Genomic DNA, 23,647 nt, shown 5'->3' with positions numbered 1-23,647 from the left:
GCGGCCAATTCATATGTTCATCAGTCTGCAGATCAACAATGTCGAGGCCGTGCCCGCAGGTCTCCCCCTCGGCTACGGATCGCGGGACCGCAGCTTTGAAATCGGGCGCGAAAATTGCGACTGGACCTTGCCCGACCCGGACAAATTCATTTCCGGCCGGCATTGCGAGGTTCGGTATGAGGCGGGAGCGTTCTGGCTGCACGATGTCTCGCGCAACGGCACCTTCATCAACGGATCGAGCAAGCGCCTGGCCGCGCCGCATCGCCTCGGGCACGGCGACCGGCTGCTGATCGGCCGCTACGTCATCTTCGTGTCTCTCGACGACGAGCGCGGCGCGACGGGGCACCCTCATTCGCGATCCGGTTCGACGCAACGCGAAATGCCGGCCCCGACGGGCCGGCCGCAGGAATTCAGCAACGAGCCGTTCTTCAGCCCGCGCGACCAACGTCAGGCGCCGGCCCCGACGTCCTCATTGCGGCAGGCCGCCCCGCCGCCTTCGGCCGCGCAGCACCCCGGCGCGGACGAGATCCTCAGGGATATCGCCCGAGCTGCCGGTATCTCGCCGGACCTGCTTCAATCGCGCGACCCGCATGAGGTCGCCGCCGAAATCGGCGCGGTGCTGCGGACGACGGTCGAGCAACTGGCCTTGCTGCTGAAGGCCCGCGCGGCCGCCAAGATCCTGGCCAAGAGCACCCACCGCACGATGATCAGCGCGGCCGACAACAATCCGCTCAAATTCGTGCCCGGAACCGACGACATCATGGAAATCATGTTCGCGCGGCGCAGGGCCGGCTATCTTGACGCCAGGCACAGTGTCGAAGACGCCTTCCGCGATCTCAAGACGCACGAATTGGCCACCTATGCGGCCATGCAGGCGGCGCTCTCCCGGCTGCTTGACGACCTGTCGCCCGAGGCGATCGGCAAGAAGCTTCCGCCCACGTCGTTCAGCTCGAAGAAGAGCCAGGCCTGGGATGCTTTTGTGGCCACCTGGCGAACCATGGAGGAAGCCCACGAAAACGGCATGCTGGACATATTCCTGGCCTATTTCGCCGAAGCCTATGCCAAGGCCGACAAGCAAAAATAGCGTGTAAAATCCGGCTCTAGGGCCGGATCCCTACACCGCCGCCGTTAAGAATAATCCGGGCCATTCCGCGCATATGGTTCCAATCGGCGGCTTCTGAGATTACGATCACATACGACAGTTCGCCAGGCGGTTACGGCTGAATGACCCAGGGGTCTGCGGCAAATGTCATGTTACGGCGGGATCGCGTTCTGTAGCCTAGCTTCCACCGGACACTCCCCGCGCCAGCAGGGCACGCATTCTTTGCTTCTGCCCATGCATGGTCTTGCGCGCCGGCACGGCCGCCATGCGGGAACGGAAGGCCAGCAATGAGCTCGAAGGACGATCCCTTCGGCCCCGCCGGCAAGACCGTCATTCGCGCCAATCCGCGACGCAGGCAAAAGTCGGCGCCGTCGCCCCCGGCATCCGCCGATGGCGGGCAGCCCCTGCCTGTGCGGGATTCGACGGTTTTCGATCCCCAGGGCGGACAGCACATGCCGCCGGGCTGGGCATCCGGAACCGTGATCTATCAAGGAGCGGCGTCCAATGCCGGCCCCTTGGAGACCGCGCATTCGGCGGCGCCGCACCAGGACGTCCTCCTCGACGCCGCCGGCAGCATCACCTACCCCACGGCAAACCCGATCCTGGCCGCCGCCGCGCCTTTGCTGCTGCTGTTCGGCCAGCTCAGGCTCATCCCCGTCGAAAGACATGCCGAGCCGCTCGCCGGGCATATCGCCGAGGCGATCGAAAAGTTCGATCGGACGCTGCAGAAGTCAGGCATCGCCGAAGAGGACGCACGGATCGCGAAGTTCGCGCTTTGCGAAACCGCCGACGATCTTGTCGGCAACCTGCCCTGGCCCGAGGGAGACGGCTGGGCAGGACATGCCATGCTGTCGCGGTTCTTTCACATCAAGTCCGCTGGCGCGGGTTTCTATGAAGCGCTGAACAAGCTGCTCGCCGCGCCGGAAGCGCATTACGACCTGCTCGAACTGATGCATGCCTGCCTGTCGCTGGGGTTTGAAGGACAATACCGCGGCCTGGCGCGCCAGGGCGACAATCTCGAGCGTATCCGGCGCGACGTCTTCGACACGCTCCGCTACTTCCAGCCGCCTGCCTCGCAAGACATCTCGCCCCGCTGGCAAGGCATGGCGGCCGTCATGGCGCAGCCGTCGGCCCGACTGCCATTGTGGGCCGTGGCGGCCGCCGCGGCGACACTGGTGACGGCAGCGTTTTTCGTCCTGCGAGTTCTCATCACCGATGAGGGTGATGCGACGGCCGGAGAGCTGCTGGCGCTCAATCCGTCGACGCCGGTCACCATCGAGCGCGCCGGCGTGGCGCCGCTGGCCGAACCGGCGAAAGTCGCTCCTCCTCCTCCAACGCCCGTCGCGCTCACCCAGATCAACCGGATCCGCGCAGCGCTGGCGAAGGATCTGGTGCGCGGCGGGCTGGCGGTGGGCACGCAAGGCAGCTTCATCGTCGTCGAGATAAACAACGTCCTGATGTTCGAACCCGGCAAGGCCGAGCTGAAACCGGAGTTCCAGTCCCTCGCCGCCGACATCGCCGGGGCGCTCGACGCCGAGCCGGGACCGATCAGGATCGTCGGTCACACGGACAACGCAAAGCCACGCAAATCGAGCACGTTCAAGTCCAATTTCGACCTCTCCGTCGCCCGCGCCAAGGCTGTCGAGGCGCTGATGGCGCCCGGGTTCAAAGACCCGTCGCGGATCACGGCCGACGGCAAGGGAGAGGACGAGCCGATCGCCGACAATGCGACGCCGCAAGGCCGCGCCACCAACCGCCGCGTCGATGTGATGATCCCCAAGGAGGAGACATTATGAGCGCGGCCCGCCGGAAGCGCCCATGACGCAATGGCTGCTGCGCATACTCAACGCCCTCGCCTTGGCCGGTTTCGCGGCGGCCGTCTGGTTTGCCGGGCCGTTGATCCGCTATGCCGATAGCCGTCCGCTGGGCCCGGTGTGGCTACGCGCCGCGATCATCGGCCTGGCTGTGGCCGCGGCCGTACTCTTCTACACGATCCGGTTCTGGCAAAGGCGAAAGGCGCAAAAGGCGCTTGAAGCCGCAATCGTGCGCAACGACGCCGGCAATGACGATTCGCAGGTGCTCGAGGCCCGCATGAGCGAGGCCATCGCGACGCTCAAACGCTCGAGCGGCAAGCACAATTTCCTCTACGACATCCCATGGTACATCGTCATCGGTCCACCTGGCGCCGGCAAGACCACGGCGCTGGTCAATTCGGGCCTGAAATTTCCGCTTGCCGGTTCCGGCACGGCGCAGCCGGTGGCCGGCATTGGCGGCACCCGGTCCTGCGACTGGTGGTTCACCGACGAGGCCGTGCTGATCGACACCGCCGGACGCTACACGACGCAGGATTCCGACAAGGCGCGCGACAACAAGAGCTGGCTCGCCTTCCTGTCGCTGCTCAAGAAATATCGCGCCAGGCAGCCGATCAACGGCGTCATCCTGGCTGTCAGCCTAGCCGATCTCATGAGCCTCGACGACCGGCAGCTTGATGCCCATGTCACCGAGATACGCAGCCGCCTGCGCGAAACCCATGAAACGCTCAGGATCCAGTTTCCGGTCTACCTGCTTTTCACCAAGGCCGACCTCGTCGCCGGTTTCATGGATTACTTCGGCGGCTTCGACGAGGCGCGCAGGCGCCAAGTGTGGGGCGCTACCTTCCAGACCACCGACCGCAACAAGAACATGACCGGCGAGGCGCCGGCCGAATTCGATGCGCTGCCGGCGCGCCTGGCGGACGAGGTGGCCGACCGGCTGCAGGAAGAGGCGGATCCGGTCGCGCGCATATCGATCTTCGGCTTTCCGGCGCAGTTCGGCGCCTTGCGCAACCGGGTTGCCGGCTTCATCGGCAGCCTGTTCGACCCCTCCCGCAGCGAGGTCAATGTCAGCCTGCGCGGCCTCTATTTTTCCTCGGGCACGCAGGAAGGAACGCCGATCGACCAGGTGCTCGGCGCCATCGGGCGCAGTTTCGGCAGCAGCGCCCAGGCCCATCTTTCCGGGACCGGCAAGAGCTTTTTCCTCCACGATCTTCTGGCCAGCGTCATTTTCGCCGAAGCCGGCTGGGTTTCGTATGACAGGTCGGCCGAAAGACGCGCGGCGATCGCCAGATATGGCGGCATCGGCGCAATTGCTTTGGCCGCCGCCGTCGCCCTCGGCGCGTTTGCGCTCAGCTTTACCGCCAACAGATCGCTGCTCGCCGCAACGACGCAGGCGATGAGCCAATACCGCCAGGCGGCGGAACCGCTGCTCAACAGCACCGAGGTCGCCGACGTCGACCTCGAGAACGTGATTGGCCCGCTCGACCAGCTACGCAACCTGCCAGCCGGATTCGAGACCGGCGACACGCCGACGGCTATCGAGGAGACGTTCGGCCTCGGCCAGCGGGAGCGGCTTCTTTCAGCGTCCAAAACGGCCTACCGGCAAGCACTGGAACGAAGCTTCCGCTCGCGCCTGCTGCTGCAGGCGGAGCGCACGATCCAGGCCAGGATGGCCGATCCGGCGGCACTCTATGAGCCGCTGAAGATCTATCTGATGCTCGGCGGCAAGGCGCCGAAGGTCGACGACGAGCTGGTCGTTTCCTGGATGAGGCAGGACTGGGAGCAGAACCGCTATCCCGGCGAAAACAACCGCGAAGGACGGGCCCAGCTCGAAAAGCACCTGCGCGCCATGCTTGCGCTGGACGATGCCTATGATCCGGTCTTCGAGCTCAACCAGCCGCTTGTCGAAGCCGCCCAGCGCTCGCTCGGACGCATGAGCCTCGCCGATCGCGCCACGGCCCTGATCAAGTCGGCGGTCTACGCCGCGGCCCTGACCGATTTTTCCGTCTCGGCCAAGGCAGGGCCGGAAGCGCCGCTGCTGTTCGAGCGCGCCGACGGCAGCGATCTCTCTGGACTTCGCATTCCCGGCCTCTATACCCATGCCGGCTTCAACGATTTCTATCTGCTGCAACTTTCGCGCATCGCGCAAATGCTTGTCGACGACCGATGGGTCCTGGGCGGAGGCGGCGAGCAGGGCGGCATCGATCAGGAATTGCTCAAGCTCGGCCCCGAGCTTCTCGATCGCTATGCCAAGGAATTCGCCGCAGCCTGGAACGGCGTTCTCGACCAGCTGCGCTTCAAGGCGATGCTGAAGGACAAGCCGCAATATATCGCGCTTTCCGCCGCGGCTTCGCAGAACTCGCCGATCGATCAGCTGTTCAGCGCGATTGCCGATGAAACCGCCCTGACCCGGCAAAGCCAGGTCGCAAACACCGACGCAGCCACGGCCGGGCAGCCAGACGCCGCGGCCATCGCCAGGGGCCTTGCCCGCATCGGCATCCAGATGGCGATCGGCAAGTCGCAAAGCCGTGCCGGCGCCGGCACGGCGAGCGCGCAGGGCCCCGGCGCCAATGTCGAGGCGCAGTTCAGGTCGTTCCAGGCCCTGGTGGGCGGTCCCGCTGGACGCCGCCCGATCGACGCGTTGACCCAGAACTTTCGCGACATCTATCAGAGCCTGAAGCTGGCGGCGGACGTTCCCTCCGAGACCGAGCGCGTCAGCACGAACCTGCAATTGCAGGTCTCGACGCTGCGCGCCAACGTCTCGCGCCTGCCCAAGCAGCTTGCCCGCATGGTCAACGCGGCGGCCGACGAGTTCGAGGGCAACGTCGCCGAAACCTCGGTGGCGAATCTGAACCAGTTGCTCGACCAGACGGTGACGCGCCCCTGCGAGGAGATGGTCAACGGCCGTTATCCTTTCGCCGCCGGCAGCACGCAGGAGATTGCGATGGCGGACTTCGCCAAGCTGTTCTCCCCCGGCGGATTGATGGACCGCTTCTTCGCGCGAAATCTCGCATCCATGATCGACATGACCGGCCAGGACTGGAGCTGGAAGCAGGACCAGCGTTTCGGGCGCGATCTCTCGAAAGCGACGTTGAAGACCTTCCAGTCGGCGGCGGAAATCCGCGCCGCCTTCTTTCCGTCCGGTGGTTCGGTGCCTTTGGTCAACATCACGTTCACGCCCTTTTCGCTGCATGGAGATGCCGACAGCGCGGTGCTCGATGTCGATGGCCAGACCGTTCAAAGCAGCCAGACGGGCAACGCGCCGAGCACGCTGAGCTGGCCGAGCGGCGCTGCCTCCGGGTCCGCCAGCCTGAGCCTTGCGCCGGAAATGCCGGGCCGGGAATCCGCCATCAAGTTCGACGGCCCGTGGGCGCTGAAACGGCTCATGGATAAGGCATCCGTCAGCGGCAGCGCAGGCAGTCTGGAAGCGCGCTTCGTGATCGGCGGACGCGACGCGGCTTATACGATCCAGAGCAATTCCGATCCCAACCCGCTGTTCCTTCCGGCGCTTGGCGCGTTCAGTTGCCCGAAGGGATTCTGAGATGTTTTTTCCGCTCCCCGCCCCATCGATGACAAAGCCGGCCGGCCGGCGTACCGGCCTTGATTTCGGTACTCTAATGCTCGCGCCTGTGGCAGAGTGGCGCGAGCGGCGGCCCGAGGGTGCGGCGCGAAGGACGCTTGAGAAGCGCTTGGTGGCAAATTGAACAATGTCGCCCTTCCCTTTGAAAGCTTCGGCGTCAGCCACAAAGGCTGCGTGCGCGACCTCAATGAAGACAGCTATCTGGTCGAGCCGCGAACAGGCCTCTGGGTTGTGGCCGACGGCATGGGCGGACATGATGCCGGAGAGGTGGCTTCGGCAAGCATCGTCGATCATCTGGCGACGATCGGCATCGCCAGTTCCGCGCCGGATCTTCGCGCACGCTTCGAGGACAGGCTGAGCCGGGCCAATGCCGAAATCCGCGGCATATCCGAAGCCCGCGGCATAACCATCGGCTCGACCTTCGCCGCCCTCTTGGTGATGGACGGGCGGTTTGCCTGCCTTTGGGCCGGCGACAGCCGCGTGTATCTTGTCCGCAATGCCTCGATCTCGCAAATCTCGAAAGATCACACTGAAGTCCAGGAACTCCTCGACAGAGGCATGATCAGCGCCGCCGAAGCGCTCACCTGGCCGCGCCGCAACGTCATCACCCATGCGGTGGGCGTCAGCGACGACGTCGTGATCGACTACCAGCAGGGCGAGACCATGCCAGGCGACATCTTCGTGCTGAACACCGACGGGTTGACGGCGCATGTCAGCGATGCGGAGATCGAGGCGGCGGTGTTGTCGGCCGCGCCTCAGGCGGCGTGCGAGAACCTGCTGGAAACGGTGCTGGCGCGCGGCGGAACCGACAATGTGACCATAATACTCGTGAAGATCGGCGATCGTCGCAACGGCCAGGCGGCCGGTCCGCATCCCGCCACAGCCGGAAGTGGGGACCGATGAGCGCCGACGACAAGACGCGCGTCTCGCCGAGCTTTGCCAGCACAGGCGTCGGCACGCAGCTTAGCGGCATATACGAGCTCGACGAGCGGATCGCGTCCGGCGGAATGGGCGAGGTCTATCGCGGCCACAACATCCAGACCGGCGATCGCGTCGCGATCAAGATCGTGCTGCCGGAGTTCGCCCGCGATCAGACGATCCTGTCCCTGTTTCGTAAGGAAGCCTCGATCCTCAACCACCTGTCGCATGACGCCGTCGTGCGCTACCACGTCTTCACCATCGATCCCGGTATCGGGCGACCCTACCTGGCGATGGAATTCGTCGACGGCCAGTCGCTGTTCGATGTCATCAGGCGTGGCGCCATGCCTGTGGAGGACGTGCGCAAGCTCTGCCATCGGCTCGCCTCCGCCCTGAGCGCCGTGCACCAGGCGGGAGCGATCCATCGCGATCTCTCGCCGGACAACATCATCCTGCCGGGTGGCCGGGTCGACCGCGCCAAGATCATCGATTTCGGCATTGCGCGCTCGGCGGCCGTCGGCGGGGAGACGCTGATCGGCGGCAGGTTCGCCGGAAAATACAACTACGTTTCTCCCGAGCAGCTGGGGCTTTACGGAGGCGAGGTCAGCGAGCAGTCCGACATCTACAGCATGGGGCTGGTGCTGGCGGCCGCCTTGCGTGGCAACCCGCTCGACATGAGCGGCTCCCAGCTCGAAATCGTGGAAAAGCGCCGAACGGTTCCGGATCTTTCCGACATCGATGCCGATTTCCGCGAGATCATCGAGGCGATGCTGCAGCCGGACCCGAAGCACCGGCCGATCAGCATGGCCGAAATCGCCAGGATGACCCGCGACCCCGACGAGGAGACCAGGCCGCCGGTATCCGCCATGCCGCGCGAGCGGCCGGACCTGCATCGCACCTCGACCCCTGCCGCGCCGGAAAAGTCGCAAGGCCAGGCCTGGGTGCCCCCCGGCGACCAGCGTTTTGTCCCGCATCAGCGGCCCGCGCATCTTTCCGAACCGCGCCCGCGGGCGGCGGCACCCCCTCCCCGCGCGGTCGCGCCCGACGGTTCCAGGAAACCCGCAAGGACCCGAAACATCGCCATCGCCGCCGTGGCCGCGCTGGCTCTGGTGTCGGGAGCAGGCGTCTATCTCAACGGTCTCCTGACGCCCGCCGCGCCGCCGGCCGGCAAGACGACGCTTTCCCCTTCGAAAACGCCGAAGCCGGCGCCGGCCGACAGCGCCGCCACGACGCCTCCCGAGGAGCCGGCAGCGGGCTCGTCCCGAAAGCCACAGACAGAGGCAGGCCAGCCGCCGGCTGAGAAGCCGGCAGCGCCGACCCCGGCGCCGGTCGAAAAACCGGCGGATGTGGCGTCCGACCAGAAGCCGGCGCCAACGCAGCCTGCCGAGCCCCTGCCGTCAATGGAGGAGGAACCAAAGCCGCCGACTGCCCAGGCGCAAGCGCCCACCGAACAAGCTCCATCGGCAAATCAGCAGCAGGCCAGCGATGGCCGGAAGGCGACTGCGCCGCCCACCAGGATCGCGCCTGCTCCGCCAACGGAAGAGATTGCCCCGGCCTCGCCACCGGTCGAAAAGGCCCCGGCGCCCGTCCAGCCGGATATCGCGGAAGCTCCGAAGCCGAAGCTGCCGGCCAGCCAGCCGGCTGAGCCGAAGGTGGCTGACAAGGTTCCCGAAGGTGCGGCGACTGCACCGGAAGCGGCGAACACGACAAGCCCGCAGCCTGAACCGCCCGCCGCCAAGCAGCCGGGTGAGACCGTCGTCTTGAATGTGCCCAAACCGCAGGTTCCGCCGGCCGCTCCCCTCGACGAGACCGCGCTACGCGCTTCCTGGGTGCGCGATTTCAGCGGCGGCGACTGTTTCTACGCGACCATGACATCGGCAACCGCCAACGCCGCGGCGATCGAGGGCTTCGGCACTGCGGTCCAGCCGTTCGAGCGCCTGATGTCCGACTTCCAGTCGCGCTTTGGTGTCGAGCCGGATATCAGCGTGCGCCTCATTGAACCCGCCCAATGCGAGGTCACCAATTTCCTGCGTTCTCTCGGCCGCTCCGATGGCGACAAGCCGCAGCTCGTCCTCGATCGGACATTGGTGCCGAACGGCGCGCCGATCGGCGGCACGCTGGTGACGCGTGGCGGCCTCATCTCCAACGTGCTCCTGATCGACCACAAAGGCATGGCGTTCAACCTCGACGACCGCATGGTCGTGCAGGCGGGCAAGGCGAGCTTCAGCATCCCGATCGAGCTCGGCGCCGCCGACAAGACGGCCGGCAAGGTCGTGCCGCAGGTCATACTGGTGATCACGGGACCTCGCGACATCCCGGCCGCCGTGTTCACAAGGCCTACTCCGGCATCCGAGCTGCTGCCCAGGATCCTTGCCGAGATCGAGGCCCGCGGATCTGATTTCTCCGCCACCGCCAAATATTTCCGGCTCGGCGGATAGCATGGACGCCGATGGAAATCCGCCGCTCGCGTTCTTCCTTCCCACCCGTCCTCCCGCCACGCAAGCTGCGTGAACGGGCCCGAACCGTGCTTGGCCTGATCGGCCGCGCCAGGCCTGCCGCGATCCCGGTCGCGGCACTGCTGGCGGTCCTGTCGATCGGCCAGGCGCGCGCCGAGTTCACGGTCTGCAATCAGACGCTGGATGTCGTCAATCTCGCGGTCGGCCAGAAGGTCGACAATGCCGACCAGACGGACGGCTGGTGGACCATCGGCGCGAACCAATGCGTCAACGTCATTCGCGAGGAGCTGACCAACCGCTACATCTACATCTACGCGACGGACGTCTTCGGCCACGCGATCCTCAACGGCTCGACCGAAATGTGCATCGACCGGCGCCGCTTCTCGATACGCGGCATCGACGAATGCTGGCAGCGCGGCCATATCGCGGCGCGGTTTGTCGAGGTCGACACGCTCGAACAGGTGCGGTGGACATTCTTCCTGACCGGGAACAGCCCGTGACGCACAGTATCGACACGAGCTTCAAGCTGAAAAGGCAGGCGCGCCTAGCTTCGCGCAGGCGCAAGCTCTGGCGCCGGGTCCTTATCGGTCTTGCGGCGATGGTCCTGGTTTCGATCGGCACCGGTTTCTACCTCACCGCCGACTACTGGTCATTCGGCGATGAGGATGAGGAATTGCAGGCCGTCGACGGCACAGAGGACGTCCCGGCCGACGCCTCGGTCTATGTGCCCGCCATCATCGACCTTGCCGGGGACCCGATGTGGATCACGCTCGCCCCCGATGCCGACACTTCGACGAAAGCCCATGCGATGGCGCGGCCGGCCGAACTCGATCAGGCCGGGATCTCGCCGCAGATCGAGGTGCTGTCGGACGTGATGCTCAGCGCCAGCGAGAAATTCATGACGACGATCCCGTCGACGCAGGAGGATTTCGCCTTCTTCCAGGCGCAGCGGCAGACCGCGTCGCCGCCGTCCGACGACCTGCAGGACGATCTTCAGCCGCCGGCCGGCGACCTGCAGAACGACCTGCAACCGACGCCTGTCCCTGACGAGGCGCCGGCCGCTGCGGGACAGCCAGCGGACGCCGACGATCCGGAGGCCGGCTGGGGCGAAACGATCGATGCGGGCGAGGCTGCCCTGCCCGCATTCCAGAAGACCCAGATCGAAAACAACACCAGCGTCGCGACCGTCACCAAGGAATACCAGCGCTTCGAGGCGACCGAAGACAGCTTCGTGAAGATCCTCAACGACCGCAGCCTGGACAGCGTGGCGCTCGATGCGCATTTCTCGGCCGAGGACGCCAAGCTGGCCGGGGAAGCGCTGAAGGCGCTGTTCAACCGGGAAAGCCTGGAACCGGGCTATGTCGTGGCGATGCGCGGCTTCAGGCCGACGCGCGAGGCGACGACGATGTCGCTCATGCAGGTCTCGATCTACGCCAAGAACGTGTTTGTCGGCACGCTGACGCGCAACGCCGCCGGCGCCTTCGTATCGGGGGTCGATCCCTGGGTCCGCGAGGACCTGTTCAACTATTCGGGCGCGCCGGAGGAAGGAACGCACAAGCGGCAGTATCGCCTGCTCGACGCGATCTACTCGACGGCCGCGCGCAACAAGGTTCCGACCGGCGTGATCGGCGAAGCGATCATGTATCTGTCGCGGGGGCAGGATCTCGACGCCTTCGCCAGCGAGGACCAGCGCCTGGTGCTGATCTACTCGCAGACGCCGCGCGGCCAAAGCGAGATCTCCGGACGGGTCCTCTATGTCGGCGTCCAGGGCACGGAAAAGAGCCTCGACTGTTTCGTTTTCCAGCAGAGCGACGGCCAGTTCGCGTGCGTCACCGGCAATGACGAGGTTCGTTCGCTGGCGGTGACAAACGGCATGGTCACCCCGGTCAGCGGGGTCATGACCTCGACCTTCGGCCCGCGCAAGCACCCGATCCTCGGAACGGTGCGAATCCATAAGGGCGTCGACTGGGCCGCTCCGGTCGGCACACCGATCATGGCCGCCTTCGATGGCGAGATCACGTTTCAGGGCGATGGCGGCAGCTATGGCAATCTGGTGAAGATCTCGCATCCCAACGGGCGCGAAACGCGCTATGCGCATATGCAGAAATTCGCCATCGCCAGCGGCGTCGGCACCAAGGTGAAGGCCGGCGACGTCATCGGCTATATCGGCACCACGGGGCTTTCGACCGGCCCGCATCTCCATTTCGAGCTCTACCAGGCCGGCGCGGCTATCGATCCGCTGGGAACGGTCACCACGGTTGCCGCCTACGCTTCCGGCGGTTCTGGCGGCACCGGCGATGCTGCCGTCGAGACGCTGACCGACCGCATCGTCCATGTCGAAAGCGGCGGCAGCGCGCGGGCCAAGAACCCGCTTTCCTCGGCGACGGGCGCCGGCCAGTTCATCTCCAAGACCTGGATCCGGATGATGAACACCTACCGCCCCGATCTCGCCCGCTCGCTGTCGACCGCCGACCTGCTCGCGCTTCGCTATGATGCGACGCTGTCGCGCGAGATGGTGCGCAACCTGGCGCGCGAAGGCGAGGCCTATCTTCGCGCCCGCGGCCATCAGATCACCGCCGGCCGTCTCTATCTCTGCCATTTCCTTGGCATGGAAGGCGCGCATCAGGTGCTGGCGGCGCCGGGCGCGTCGCAACTGAGCGCCGTGCTCGGCTCGGCCGTCATCCAGGCCAACCCTTTCCTCACCGGCAAGACGGCCAGTTACGTAGTGGACTGGGCGGAGCGGAAAATGGGGCAGAAGGCCCCTCGCATCGCCACCGACGCGGCGCAGCAGACGACGACCACGACCGAGATCCGGCAGACGTCGCCGGAATTCGAGAAGTACAAGCAGGCCGTCACCGCCCTTATAGGCTCGCTTCAGAACACCCTTTAAGCCCGCCGTTGGTGTTCCTGCCGCCCGGTGATATTATCGGCGAACTTTTTTCGGGCCTGTCGTGAACCATGACTGTGGTTGAGATCACAGACGCCCAAGAGCCATTTTTGGCAGAAGCGACTGTGTCGCCGACGAAACTAGCATGCGCAGACATCACTAGCGCGCCCCTCTGGGGCGGAGGGCTGATCCATGAAAGCGTTCGCCGTCTTTCTGAGCGGATTCATACTGTTCGTCCTGGCCTCGCTTAGCGCCCAGGCTGCGGCCTCCGATAGTGGTGCGCCCGACGCCAAACGCGTCGCGCTGGTGATCGGCAACAGCAAATACGTCCATGCCGTCGCCCTGCCCAATCCCGCCAACGACGCGCACCTCATTGCATCGACGCTGCGCAACGCCGGCTTCGAGGTCATCGAAGGGGTGGACCAGGACAATGCGGGCATGCACAGCCTCATCAGCCGGTTCACCGAGCAATCCTACGATGCCGACCTCGCCGTCATCTACTATGCCGGCCACGGCATGCAGGTGGACGGCAAGAACTTCCTCATTCCGGTCGATGCCGAGTTGACCTCGCCGGCCTATCTCAAGACCCGCACCGTCCAGATCGACGAGTTCATGGCGGCGCTTCCGTCCGATCCGGCGGTCGGCGTCATCATCCTCGACGCCTGCCGCGACAATCCGCTGGCCAGGACGCTTGCTGCATCGCTTCCGAAGTCGCGCTCGCTGGGCGCCGGCCTGGCGCCCGTCGAAGCCAAATCGGAAGGCGTCGGCACCGGCGGCATCCTGATCGCCTATGCGACCGACCCCGGCGCCATCGCCTTCGACGGCAACGGCGTCAACAGTCCCTACTCGACCGCGCTCGCCAGGCATCTGACCGAGCCGGGCGTCGAGATCCAGAGCGCGCTGACGCGCGTGCGCGGCGAAGTGACCGAGACCACGCAAGGCCGGCAGCGGCCATGGCACAACGCGTCGCTGGGGCGTGAGGTCTTCATGGGAAAACCCGTGGTGGCGCCGCCTGCGGCAAAACCCGCCGCCGACGCGCCCAACGCCGCGGCGACATCGGCCCCCGGCCTGGTGGTTGGCGAAGCTCCGTCCTGGGAAGTCGAGCAGCGGCTGTGGGACGAAGCCTCGAAGAAGAATTCCATTCCGTTCTACGAGGCCTATCTCGACCAGTTCCCGAATGGCCGTTTCGCGACGGTGGCGCGGTTGAACATCGATGAGTTGCAGGACCCGAAAGCCGAAGACCGAAAGGTCGCGGCCCTCGATACGGATGAGGCGGATGCCAATTCCGGCTCCACGGTGCGCACCTCGGTTGGCATTTCGGACGAGATGAAACAGGCGCTGGGCAGCGAGCAGACGGAAAACGCCATCGGCCTCGATCGCGAGGGCCGCATCGACCTGCAGTTGCGCATCGAGGCGCTTGGCAACGAACTTGGCCGCGTCGACGGCAATATCGGGCCCAAGACCCGCCAGGCCATCGGCGACTGGCAAGAGAGGAACGGCCTGCCGCCGACCACCTTCCTGACACGCGAGCAACTGGCCTTCCTGGTGGTCCAGACCGATCCGATGATGGAGGCCGTGCGTGCCAAGCACGCAGCCGACCAGGCCCGTGCGGCGGCGCCGAAAAAGCAGGTCGTGCAGAAGGCCCGCACGCCGAAGGCGGTGGCGCAGAAACCCCGCAAGAAGCAACAGCAGGTCGTTCAGACGAGGCGCAACCGCGACACGCTGGTCGGCCGCGAGGAACCCCCGCCGCCCCAGGACAACAACAACGACTTCCTGACCAAGGCGCTGATATTCGGCACCGGTGTGGCCGTGGGCGGCGCGCTCAAGAACTGACGCGCCCGCGGCATCCCCGGATGGCGCGAGGGCAGGCTATGTCGGCCCAAGCTACTGAGTGCTGATCCGCATCTCCACCCGGCGGTTGACCGGATCATAGGGATCGGGGCTGCGCGGGTTCTTCTCGCCCATCCCGATGGCCTTGATGCGGGCAGCGTCGACGCCGCTGGACGTCAGGAAGGCGGTCACCGAGCGTGCCCTTCGCTGCGACAGTCCCTCATTGTAGTGGACCGTGCCGGACGCGTCGGTATAGCCTTCGACGACGAAGCTGAGGGAGCTCAGCCGGCTGTCCTTCAGCGCCTTGGCGAACTCGTCGAGTTCCGCGCGCGCCGTCGCGTCGAGCTCGGCCGAATCCAGTCCGAAATTGACCAGCATGTCGAGGCCTGCCTGTTTGGCCGGGGCTTCCTTCGTCTCGCTTTTGCTCTTGCACTCGTCTTCGCTGCCGACGCAAATTCCACGCGAAGCGCCGAGTTTGCCCTCACCGGCAAAGAACTTCACGATATCTTCCGATTTCTGAAGCGGATCGGCAAAAGCCTGGCCCGACACAAGCGCGATCGCCAACACTAAGGCTGCATTGCCCAATTGCATAACCGTTACTCCCGTCTGAGCATCCGATTTCGCCGGCCGGATCATATCAAATTCCGGAGCAATTGTCTGTCGGCGACATCGAAAATATACGGCATTGCCGACAGTGGCCGCTCCGCGGCCGAGCAAGGCTTGACCGTTGCCTCGCCGGAGGCTTGAGTGGTTGTTGTCCCTCAGGGAAGGCGTGGCAGCCATGGCCAATGAGCTCCGATTCAAAACGGCACGGGATCTTTTCATGGCTTGTCCCGCTGTTGCCGAGGACATGAGCGCCCCTCCAACCGAGCAAGCCTCGATCGAGTTCTGCCGCGCCCTGCTCGCCGGGCCGGTGCCCGAGGAGGCGATCACGTTCTGCGCCTATCTGCTTGCCGAACGGGCTGCCGTCTGGTGGGCGCATGAGTGTCTGAGCCACCTGACCGACCTGCTCGACGGGCAGGATCAGGAACTGCTCATGCTTGTCGGCGACTGGGTCAGCGAACCGGACAATCCCCGGCATCATGCCGGGCTGAGCAGGGCCGCGGCGATGCCGCCGACAACCCCCGCCGCCTGGATCGCCCTGGCGGCGGCATGGCGCGGCGACGGTTCGGCCGCGGAAACCACGGCGCGGCCTGTCGCGCGGCTGTTCCCCGCCGCCCATGCGGTGAATGCCGGGATTCTGTCGGGACTGGCGCGTGTCGCGCTCGCCGATCGCTTTTCCGTGCTTTCAGCCTTCGTCGAACTGGGCATCCAGACGGCGGAGATCGATGCGATGCGTCAATCGACGGACGCCTAGTTAGTGAAATTCCGGAAAAAGTGCTCGGCAGCGCCTTTGCTGGCCTATTTGGCCACGCTTATCCCCAACCACCCCCACCCCCGCCGTTACCGCCACCACCACCACCACCGCCCAAGGGCGGAACGACCACAGGCGTGGTTTCCTCAACCGGCTTTACCACTTTCTTGGCAGTCACCTTTTTCTGTTTGACGACCGTCGTCTGAGGGGTCGTCTGCACGACCTTTTGCTGCGGCTTCGCCGCCACCGGCGTCGGCTCTGCCTTGGGCATCATGGACGTGCAGCCCATGAGCGCCACCACGACGCCGGATAGCGTTGTTGCGGTGATTGCTTCCTTCAATGTCCTGCCCACCATTGCCTCCCGGTTGATCAGAAAAGGTCCCTGCGCGGATTGGCTTCTTCCCACACCCCTCTGGCCGCGTTGATCAGTTGGGCGTCCAGCGAACCGGTCGCGGGGATCTTCGACTTGAGCTCCTGCTGCAACTGCTGCAACGCGGCCGTTTTCGGCTTGGCTCCGAATTTTGCCAGCGTCTTTCTGGCCCCCGGAAGCTCCTTGCGAAGATCGAGCGCAGCCGCGAAGGCAAGGAAACGCGCAGCAACGGCCTGATCCGCCTTGTCGCCCTTTTGCATTTCGAGAGCCGCGCGATCGTAGGCGCCGGACTGATCGCCGCGCATGGTCGCCAGCTCGAACAGTCTTTGCGCTTCGGCGAGGTCCTGCTCCACGCCAACACCGTCCCGGTACATGCGTCCAAGGCTGGCCGGGGCATAGGGCTGGCCAAGATCGATGGCCTTCTGAAACAGCGTCAGCGCCATCTTTGGATCCTTCTCGATGCCCTGGCCGCTGAGATAGTTCCGGCCGAGAAGGTTCATCGAATACATGTCCTGCCGCTGCACGCCGGCCTGAAGGAAGGCGACGGCGCGGGCCGGGTCGGCGGTCACGCCGTTGCGGCCCTCGGTGAAGATCGCGGCGAGATCGTTCATGGCGTAGGTATGTCCCATCGCCGCCGCCTTGAGCAGCAGGTCCAGCCCCTTTGCGGTATCGGCCTTGACGCCGTAGCCGTTGAACAGGGCGCGGCCCCAGGATGTCATGCCGTAGGGGTCGCCCTTGTCGGCCGCGGCCTTGTAGAGGGAGTTGGCCTGCGTGCGGTCTTGCGGCGTCCCGGTCCCGGTCGCGTGCAGGTAGCCGAGCTCGAACACGGCGCGGACATGTCCCTTCTTCGCGGCCTCCTCGATGGCTGTCCTCGCCTCCTCGACCTTGCCGGCGGCAAGCAGCGCGCGCCCGAGTTCATAGCGGAAGCGGGGCACATCCGGGTAAGCCTTCACCGCGGCCTCGCAGACGTCCACGGCACTGGCGCCGATCTCGTTCGGCAGCAGGCCGGGGACCACGCCCTGCAGGTCGAGAGGCTCGCCGGCGGCCGTATCGCAAGGGTCGACGCTGGGCGAGAGTTTCATGGTGGCGGGCTTGGGCGAATTGTTGTCCGCCCGGATTTCGAAGCCGACCACAAGCGGTTTGACGGTGCCGATCTGGGGTTCGTACCGCAGGTGCTCGACTTCGCCGACCATCAGGCTTGAGTCGGGCGTCAGTGTTCGGTCAGGCAGGGATAGCGTTCCCGTCGCCGGATAGCTCGCGACTTTCAGGCTGACCGCTGGGTCCTTCGTCGGCAGGTCCAGCTTCAGCGCAACCGGGCCGACGCCGACGGGAACGGCAACGTCGCTATTCTCGATCGCCTCGGCCGCACCGGTGATGTGGATGCCCCGTTCCAGCGTCTGCTGCTTCTGCTCGGCCTCGAGCGAGGCCACAACCTGTTCGCCCTCGGCGCCCTCGCCGCTCTTGACCCGGAACACCATGATGCCGTGAGCTTCACCGCCCCAGTCGTCGTGGGTGGCGTAGGCCAGCATATCAACTTCTTCCTGGGCAACTGCTCCCTTGGGTACATCCATCTTCAGGCGCGGCAGGTCCTTGCCCTGGATCGGCTGGCCCACCTCGACAGGCTTGCCGTCCAGTGTCAGTTGTCCGAGCGCAGGCGGTCTTTCGATGCTGACCGTGACCGTTCCACCATCGACGTCGACGGGCGCCGGCAAATCGAGGGCAACCGGGCCGATCCCCGATGGCACGACCTTCTCCAGCACCGGCGGCAGCGAAGGCCGGGTGGCGCGGCGCATCAGCACGACCTCATCGATCAGCGAGGAATTTTCCCAGGGCACCTGCTTGCCTTCGGTCGCCTGGACCACATCGCGGCGCACAGCCGCCATCACGGTGCGTATCTCCTGGTTCGGCGCCAGCGCGCGCCGCGAAAATGCCGACGAGAAGGGACTGAGGTCGCCGGTTCCGTCATAGGCGACCGCCCCGGGTTCCGTCGCGAAGGCAATCAGCGTGTTCAGCGAGCTCTTGACCTGCGCGAGGCCTGCATTGCCGGCGGTGATGAGCTGATCCCTCAGCCAGTAATCCTTGCGCGGGAACGGGTTGTTGCGGCAGGCATCGAGGATGATCACCTGGATCTTCGATTTCGAACGCATCTGCTCCAGCACATCGTTGAGCTTGATGGCCTGGACCTCGATGTCGGCCGCTTTCTTCAGCGAGGCATCGACCGGGATCAGAAAATTCTCGCCGCCGATCTGGAAGCCGTGCCCGGAATAGTAGACGACCGCCAGTTCGGCGCCGTCGGCTGCGGCCAGATAGTTGCGAAATTGCTTCTCGAACTCGAGTTTGGTGAGGTCCTTGGCGACGAACACATCGAAGCCGGCCTGCCGAAACGTGTTCGACACATCCTCGGCATCCTTGTCGGGATTCTTGAGCGCCGGGATGTCCCGATATTCGGAATTGCCGATCACAAGGGCAACCCTCCGATCGGCGCGGGCATCCAACGTCGCGAGGCCCACGAGGATCAGGGCTGCAATGAACGCGCAGCATCGCAGCATGGCAAATCCTTAACTGCTATGACCTGTCGACCACAAGAACGCAGCTTGCGGTGCCGGGGTCTGTTAAAGAGTTCACAATCTGCCGAAACAGGGGCTGAGGCAGGCGCCATGGCGAATGCGGGCGTATTCCTCATCCAATCGGTTTCTAAATTACCCTAGCGGCGGAACTTCCGCAATGATTTGAGCCGGCTTGCCGCTGCGGCCTGCCCAGCGCCTTGGTCGGCCTTCAGCCAGTTCAAACGCCGCATTCCGGATACGGGGCGCGGCGGTGCGGGAACAGCGCCAGCGCATTGCCGCGCCGCGCCGCACTGCCGCCCCGGGCGGCGAGTTCAAATTCCTGATTTGGCTGAGGCTGGCCCCGAAAAAGGCGGACCTGGGGGACACCGGGTCCGCCTTGCCTGCCGACGGGGCTTCGGGGGGAAGACGAGGTTCGGCAAACAATCCGAGGGCAACTCCTGCGAGCGTTGGAGTTTTTGGTAAGCTCGGAAGACAGATAGTGAGCGAGTTTGGCGCTTAACTCAATTAGCTCGATAGGCCTTAGCTCGATCTGGTTAGTCGGCAGCAGCTTATGTTGTCTCCTTCACAGTCACCGACACGGCTTCGTTACATAACGGTGCGACCTTAAGCTGTGGGTAGGCAGAGGGAACCGTGGAGATGACATACAAGTCAGTTCAAGAGAGCCTGCGGGCAGCCGGAATTGTCATGAGCAAGAAGGGCGAGATCCATCGCATAAACTTCTTCGGCGGCCTCGAGGACACCGCGCACTACACCACAAGTCTCAAGGAGGCCCTGGAAAAGGGGCTGGCGATGGCAAGGCCGCAACGCTGGTGACAGGCGCCGCCCAGCAGGCGTCGGCAACGCGGATCCCCGCGGTTGCAAGCTTGCCTGTCAGGTCGCCCGTTCACGCCGGGCCACGAGGGATCCACGGCTATTGGGGTCAATTCAGCAGCGAGGCGCAACGTACGGACTCGACAAGGTCGAGCAGCTCGTCCCATTGGGGTGAAATATCGAGCCCGAGGCCGGTCCCATAAGAGAGCAGGGAAAACTGCGCCGTCAGTTCCTCCTGAAGACGCAGCGCTTCAGCAGGATCGGAAATCGAAGTCGTAGCCAAGGCAGCCAGGTCGCGGCACCTGGCCTCGGTCTCGAAGCCGAGGCCACCGACAATCACACCAAGTTCGACCATCATCGAAATGAGGCGCACAAACCCCCTCCGGCGATCTGCGCAACACGAGCGGCACGAAATCAACCATGGTTGATTGGAAATAGAAAGCCGCAATTCGGGGAATCCCCGTCTTCCCCGCATTTCACTGTCTTGTGACAGCATACCCCTCCTTCCGGGAATACTTGTATTGACAGGTTTTCCTGCAATAGGACGGCCAGCCGAGATGCCGGCGCGTGGAGCGCTCGGCCGCGCGGTGTGACGGGGTCGGCGGTAGGGCCAGCTTGCGATACGCGTGGTAGACTGGTGGCAGTCGAAAACGCGGGGCCGGTCCCAAGAAATCGTCTCGCACATCTCTTGGCGGCAGTCAGGCAAGCGGGTGGGCGCCTGACCCAGACGTCCACCCGCTTCTGCCAACTCGATACGACGAGTTGCTCTATCCGGATTTAGCCGCCACTGCCGCCGGAGCCACCCGAGCCGCCGCTGCCGCCGCCGCCCGAACCGCCACTGCCGCCGCTGCCGCCCGAACCGCCGCTGCCACCGGAGCCGCCCGAGCCGCCGTCACCGCCCCCGTTGCCGCCGCCATCGCCGCCGCCATCACCGCCGCCGTTGCCGCCGCCATCGCCGCCGCCGTTGCCGCCGCCATCACCGCCGCCATCGCCACCGCCGTCGCCGCCGCCATCGCCACCGCCGTCGCCGCCGCCATTGCCGCCGCCGCCCGAGCCGCCACCACCGCCGCCGCCAGAGCCGCCGCCTTCACCGTCACTGGCAACGGTGGCTGCGATAAGGGCGGTCGTGATCGGCGGGCACATTGCGATTTGTGCTCGCGTCAGGATGGTTCCGCGATTGCTCGCAATGCAGCAGAGCGCGTAGTTGGATTCCGTCAGCGGCTGGCATTGTGCGGCCGTCATACGCGGCCGAACGCTGTTTTGTGCCGATGCGGGTATTGTCAGATTCACCGCTGCAAGAGCGGATGACACAAGCAAAAGTGCGCGAGCCCTGCTCGCGCAGGTTGGGTACAGGTGCATTTCTTCCTCCAAGAAGGGAAAAAAGGCGCTCCCGTCCCCAAACTGGGCGCTATGTCAAAGTTTCCGACCATCGGAAACAATTTGTTAAGCATACATTGTTTTAGAATCTGTGCAAACACTATCCGGCAGGGTTGATTTACCTGGTTCCGCGAACATCATCATCGCCTTGATCATTCGAGCTAGTTCGAGGGGATGAACGTGATACGTTTCGTGGCGCTTGTCGCCGCGGCCATGGCTTTGGCCGGCTGCAGCGAAACCATGCGCACTTCCGACAGTTCGGCCATGATGGCCACGGCGGGCTATGCGTTCGCCCCGCCGGCCGCGCGCACCTTCTGTGCAAGGCAGCCGAGATACTGCAGTCCGACCGGACACGTCAGAGAGGTGAAGCTTAGCGATCGCCGCTTGGCCGAGCTGCAGGCGGTGAACAGTTCCGTCAATGCCAGGATCATGGCCCGCAACGACTCTGCTTCCGGCAGTGCCGACGACTGGCGTATCCCGACCCGGGAAGGCGATTGCGAGGATTTTGCAATCCTCAAGAAAAGCGAACTGATGAAACGCGGCTGGCCGGCTTCGGCCTTGCTGCTGACGGTGGCGACCCTCGGCGGCGCCGGCCATACGGTTCTCACCGTCCGCACGGACAAGGGTGACCTCATCCTCGACAATCGCAGCGGAGCCGTGAGGAACTGGTCGCAGACCTCCTATCGTTATTTCGCTCGCCAATCCCAGTCGCAAAGCGGCAAGTGGGTGCGGATCGAATCCTAGCCAGATCCCCGCCCCGCGCGGTCTGCCGATCTGCCTGGCGGGACAAATCAGGTCGCGTCCCGCGCCCACTCAATCCTTTGATTGTCTTGCAAGGCTGGTCCCCGCCATGGGATCATCACAGCTCGCTCCCTGGCCAGGCCCAGGGACTGGGGGAACAGCTGATACCAGGATCATTGCCCGTTTACCGACGCTCCTGAGCAAAGGTCGGCGCCATGCGCGTGGATGTTATCGACGGCTTCGACACGCTCGTCCAACTGAGAAGCAACTGGGATGCCGTCTACGCGGCGGATCCCGAAGCTCAGTACTTCATGTCGTGGCCGTGGATAGCAGGCTGGTTCAAGCGGCTTCGCTATCAATGGCTCGTTCTGGCTGCAAGGGAAGATGATTCATCCGACTATGTCGGGTTCTTTCCGCTTCAGCTTCGAACCGAAAGGGCCAGGGACGGCGCATTCCACAACGAACTGAGGACCGGGGGCGGCTATTTCGCCGGATACAGCGGCTTCCTCTGCAATCCCGATGTTCAGGACGACGTCATCGTCGCGTTCGCCGAAACGGTGAAGCAGCAGAACTGGGCCAAGCTGCATCTCGAGAACATCTTTATGTCGCCGCGGCGGCTGAACGGCTTTCTGAGCGAGTTTTCCGCCCCGGCATTCCTGACCGGCAAGGTCAGGCGACCGGACGACGGAGATGGCGTCGATCATGACATCTTTGTCTATGTGAACCTGCCCGGCGACTGGGAAGAATTCCTCAACGGCAGGCTCGGCGCGGCGACACGCAAGACCGCGCGGCGCACGCTGCGGGCGATCGACGATGCGGCCGAGTACCGTGTGACAGACGTTACCGCCGCGACATTGGAACGCGACCTGCGGATCCTGCTTCAGTTCTGGGAAAACCAGTGGGGCGCCAAGCTGGCGGCGCGATATCACCCTGGCCTGCCCAAGGCGATGATCAACAATTTCCGCAACATGCTGCGATGCGCCTTCGAGGACGATGCCCTTTACCTGCCCGTGCTTTGGCAGGGCGAGAACCCGATCGGCGTCCAGGCCACGCTGATCGATCGCAAGAACCGGTCCCTGATCGGCATGCTCAACGGACGCGACCTCAGCATCAGGAAGCCGGCGCCCGGGTTCGCGCTTCATCTCTACAGCATACGCTGGGCCATCGAGAACGGCTTTGCCGTCTATGACCTGCAGACCGGGGACTTCGCCTACAAGTATGATTTCGGCGGCCTCGAGCGAAAGGTCGAATGCCTGCTCGTGAACACCGCCACGCGCCGCAATCTGCGCGACAGCCTGGAGAGGCGAAGCCTGCCCGTCGTGCTTGCGCGGGCAAAAGCACTGCATCAGGCGGGCGACCTCGACGGGGCCGTTCGCGCCTGCAGACAGATCCTGAGCGCCGACCGATCCCATTCCGGAGCACGTCAGCTGCTCGAGCAGCTGGATGCCGCGCGACGAGCGCTGCTACCGCAGACGCTCAGTGTGGCCGCCCGTTTGCACCAGGCCGGAAGCCTGGCCGAGGCCGAAAAGATCTATCGCGAGATCCTGGACGTCGAGCCCAGGCACTTCGACGTCCGCTATTTGCTCGGTGTGATCTTCCTTCAGCAGCGCAGATACGGCGAGGCGGAACAGCAGATCAACCAGGCGATCGAGATCAGGCCCGACGTCCCTGGCGGGCACTACAATCGCGGCCTCGCGCTGGCAAAGCTCGACCGTATCGAGGACGCGCTCGCAAGCTTGGACAATTGCATTGAACTGGAGCCGAGCCACAGCCAGGCGCTGGCCCTTCGCGCCGCTTTGGTGAGAAGCCCTCAGCCCGCCGCGAGCCTCACCCGATAGCAG

General features: G+C 64.7%; 17 protein-coding genes. 12 read left to right on the top strand and 5 right to left on the bottom strand.

Annotated elements, in window-relative coordinates; translation table 11 throughout:
- Positions 1-13 precede the first annotated feature (13 nt).
- The 8 genes from tagH (at position 14) to EN846_RS24475 (ending at position 14,590) form a co-directional block, all read left to right on the top strand.
- On the top strand, positions 14-1,084 hold the full coding sequence (gene tagH, locus EN846_RS24510; protein ID WP_127394334.1) for a type VI secretion system-associated FHA domain protein TagH: 1,071 nt from the start codon (positions 14-16) through the stop codon (positions 1,082-1,084).
- 305 nt (positions 1,085-1,389) lie between these two features.
- The gene (tssL, locus tag EN846_RS24505; RefSeq protein ID WP_128346674.1) at positions 1,390-2,898 is read left to right on the top strand and encodes a type VI secretion system protein TssL, long form; all 1,509 of its coding nucleotides are present in this window, start codon (positions 1,390-1,392) and stop codon (positions 2,896-2,898) included.
- A 22-nt stretch (positions 2,899-2,920) separates the two neighbouring features.
- The gene (gene tssM, locus EN846_RS24500; RefSeq protein ID WP_128346675.1) at positions 2,921-6,457 is read left to right on the top strand and encodes a type VI secretion system membrane subunit TssM; all 3,537 of its coding nucleotides are present in this window, start codon (positions 2,921-2,923) and stop codon (positions 6,455-6,457) included.
- 159 nt (positions 6,458-6,616) lie between these two features.
- Positions 6,617-7,399, top strand: a complete 783-nt coding sequence (locus EN846_RS24495; protein WP_127393159.1) for a protein phosphatase 2C domain-containing protein — start codon at positions 6,617-6,619, stop codon at positions 7,397-7,399.
- Complete coding sequence (locus EN846_RS24490) at positions 7,396-9,852, top strand: serine/threonine-protein kinase (protein WP_127393160.1); 2,457 nt, start codon at positions 7,396-7,398, stop codon at positions 9,850-9,852. The genes EN846_RS24495 and EN846_RS24490 overlap by 4 nt, the downstream gene beginning before the upstream one ends.
- A gap of 11 nt (positions 9,853-9,863) precedes the next feature.
- Entirely contained in the window at positions 9,864-10,370 is a 507-nt protein-coding gene (locus EN846_RS24485) for a DUF1036 domain-containing protein (protein WP_348630794.1), read from the top strand.
- Entirely contained in the window at positions 10,367-12,760 is a 2,394-nt protein-coding gene (locus EN846_RS24480; protein ID WP_127393161.1) for a M23 family metallopeptidase, read from the top strand. Before EN846_RS24485 ends, EN846_RS24480 begins: the two co-directional genes overlap by 4 nt.
- 189 nt (positions 12,761-12,949) lie before the next feature.
- Positions 12,950-14,590: a caspase family protein gene (locus EN846_RS24475; protein ID WP_128346758.1), complete on the top strand. Its 1,641-nt coding sequence runs from the start codon at positions 12,950-12,952 to the stop codon at positions 14,588-14,590.
- Between the two features lie 51 nt (positions 14,591-14,641).
- Here the strand turns inward: EN846_RS24475 and EN846_RS24470 are convergent, their stop codons facing one another.
- On the bottom strand, positions 14,642-15,178 hold the full coding sequence (locus EN846_RS24470) for an OmpA family protein (protein WP_128346759.1): 537 nt from the start codon (positions 15,176-15,178) through the stop codon (positions 14,642-14,644).
- Between the two features lie 232 nt (positions 15,179-15,410).
- Here EN846_RS24470 and EN846_RS24465 point away from each other — a divergent pair, with 232 nt between their 5' ends.
- Positions 15,411-15,944 carry a hypothetical protein gene (locus EN846_RS24465; RefSeq protein ID WP_245500112.1) on the top strand — a complete coding sequence of 178 codons (534 nt, stop codon included), beginning with the start codon at positions 15,411-15,413 and terminating at the stop codon, positions 15,942-15,944.
- A 58-nt stretch (positions 15,945-16,002) separates the two neighbouring features.
- On the opposite strand, the gene EN846_RS35260 is transcribed toward EN846_RS24465, so the two are convergent.
- Positions 16,003-16,281, bottom strand: a complete 279-nt coding sequence (locus EN846_RS35260; protein ID WP_187331462.1) for a hypothetical protein — start codon at positions 16,279-16,281, stop codon at positions 16,003-16,005.
- 29 nt (positions 16,282-16,310) lie between these two features.
- Entirely contained in the window at positions 16,311-18,860 is a 2,550-nt protein-coding gene (locus tag EN846_RS24455; protein ID WP_127393837.1) for a caspase family protein, read from the bottom strand.
- Positions 18,861-19,562: 702 nt separating this feature from the next.
- On the opposite strand from EN846_RS24455, the gene EN846_RS36415 reads away from it, so the two are divergent.
- Entirely contained in the window at positions 19,563-19,691 is a 129-nt protein-coding gene (locus tag EN846_RS36415) for a hypothetical protein (RefSeq protein ID WP_281015745.1), read from the top strand.
- Between the two features lie 106 nt (positions 19,692-19,797).
- On the opposite strand, the gene EN846_RS24450 is transcribed toward EN846_RS36415, so the two are convergent.
- Together EN846_RS24450 and EN846_RS36530 are read right to left on the bottom strand one after the other, a co-directional pair.
- Complete coding sequence (locus tag EN846_RS24450) at positions 19,798-20,061, bottom strand: hypothetical protein (protein ID WP_127393838.1); 264 nt, start codon at positions 20,059-20,061, stop codon at positions 19,798-19,800.
- Positions 20,062-20,455: 394 nt separating this feature from the next.
- Positions 20,456-20,791, bottom strand: a complete 336-nt coding sequence (locus EN846_RS36530; protein ID WP_189521666.1) for a hypothetical protein — start codon at positions 20,789-20,791, stop codon at positions 20,456-20,458.
- A gap of 514 nt (positions 20,792-21,305) precedes the next feature.
- On the opposite strand from EN846_RS36530, the gene EN846_RS24440 reads away from it, so the two are divergent.
- A complete protein-coding gene (locus EN846_RS24440) occupies positions 21,306-21,809 on the top strand; it encodes a transglutaminase-like cysteine peptidase (RefSeq protein ID WP_245493496.1) in 504 nt (167 codons plus the stop codon).
- A 212-nt stretch (positions 21,810-22,021) separates the two neighbouring features.
- Entirely contained in the window at positions 22,022-23,644 is a 1,623-nt protein-coding gene (locus EN846_RS24435; protein ID WP_128346855.1) for a GNAT family N-acetyltransferase, read from the top strand.
- The last annotated feature ends 3 nt before the right edge of the window (positions 23,645-23,647 follow it).

This window comes from Mesorhizobium sp. M4B.F.Ca.ET.203.01.1.1 (assembly GCF_004791025.1).
Taxonomy (GTDB): Bacteria; Pseudomonadota; Alphaproteobacteria; order Rhizobiales; family Rhizobiaceae; genus Mesorhizobium; species Mesorhizobium abyssinicae.
Note: the sequence above shows the minus strand (reverse complement) of the source record. Positions and strands in the feature narration are given on the sequence as shown.

Coding starts and splice junctions, on each gene's coding strand:
- EN846_RS24455 (WP_127393837.1), bottom strand. CDS start 18,860: ATGCTGCGATGCTGCGCGTTCATTGCAGCCCTGATCCTCGTGGGCCTC.
- EN846_RS24490 (WP_127393160.1), top strand. CDS start 7,396: ATGAGCGCCGACGACAAGACGCGCGTCTCGCCGAGCTTTGCCAGCACA.
- tagH (WP_127394334.1), top strand. CDS start 14: ATGTTCATCAGTCTGCAGATCAACAATGTCGAGGCCGTGCCCGCAGGT.
- tssM (WP_128346675.1), top strand. CDS start 2,921: ATGACGCAATGGCTGCTGCGCATACTCAACGCCCTCGCCTTGGCCGGT.
- EN846_RS24465 (WP_245500112.1), top strand. CDS start 15,411: ATGGCTTGTCCCGCTGTTGCCGAGGACATGAGCGCCCCTCCAACCGAG.
- EN846_RS24475 (WP_128346758.1), top strand. CDS start 12,950: ATGAAAGCGTTCGCCGTCTTTCTGAGCGGATTCATACTGTTCGTCCTG.
- EN846_RS24440 (WP_245493496.1), top strand. CDS start 21,306: ATGCGCACTTCCGACAGTTCGGCCATGATGGCCACGGCGGGCTATGCG.
- EN846_RS24485 (WP_348630794.1), top strand. CDS start 9,864: ATGGAAATCCGCCGCTCGCGTTCTTCCTTCCCACCCGTCCTCCCGCCA.
- tssL (WP_128346674.1), top strand. CDS start 1,390: ATGAGCTCGAAGGACGATCCCTTCGGCCCCGCCGGCAAGACCGTCATT.
- EN846_RS36415 (WP_281015745.1), top strand. CDS start 19,563: ATGAGCAAGAAGGGCGAGATCCATCGCATAAACTTCTTCGGCGGCCTC.
- EN846_RS24470 (WP_128346759.1), bottom strand. CDS start 15,178: ATGCAATTGGGCAATGCAGCCTTAGTGTTGGCGATCGCGCTTGTGTCG.
- EN846_RS24435 (WP_128346855.1), top strand. CDS start 22,022: ATGCGCGTGGATGTTATCGACGGCTTCGACACGCTCGTCCAACTGAGA.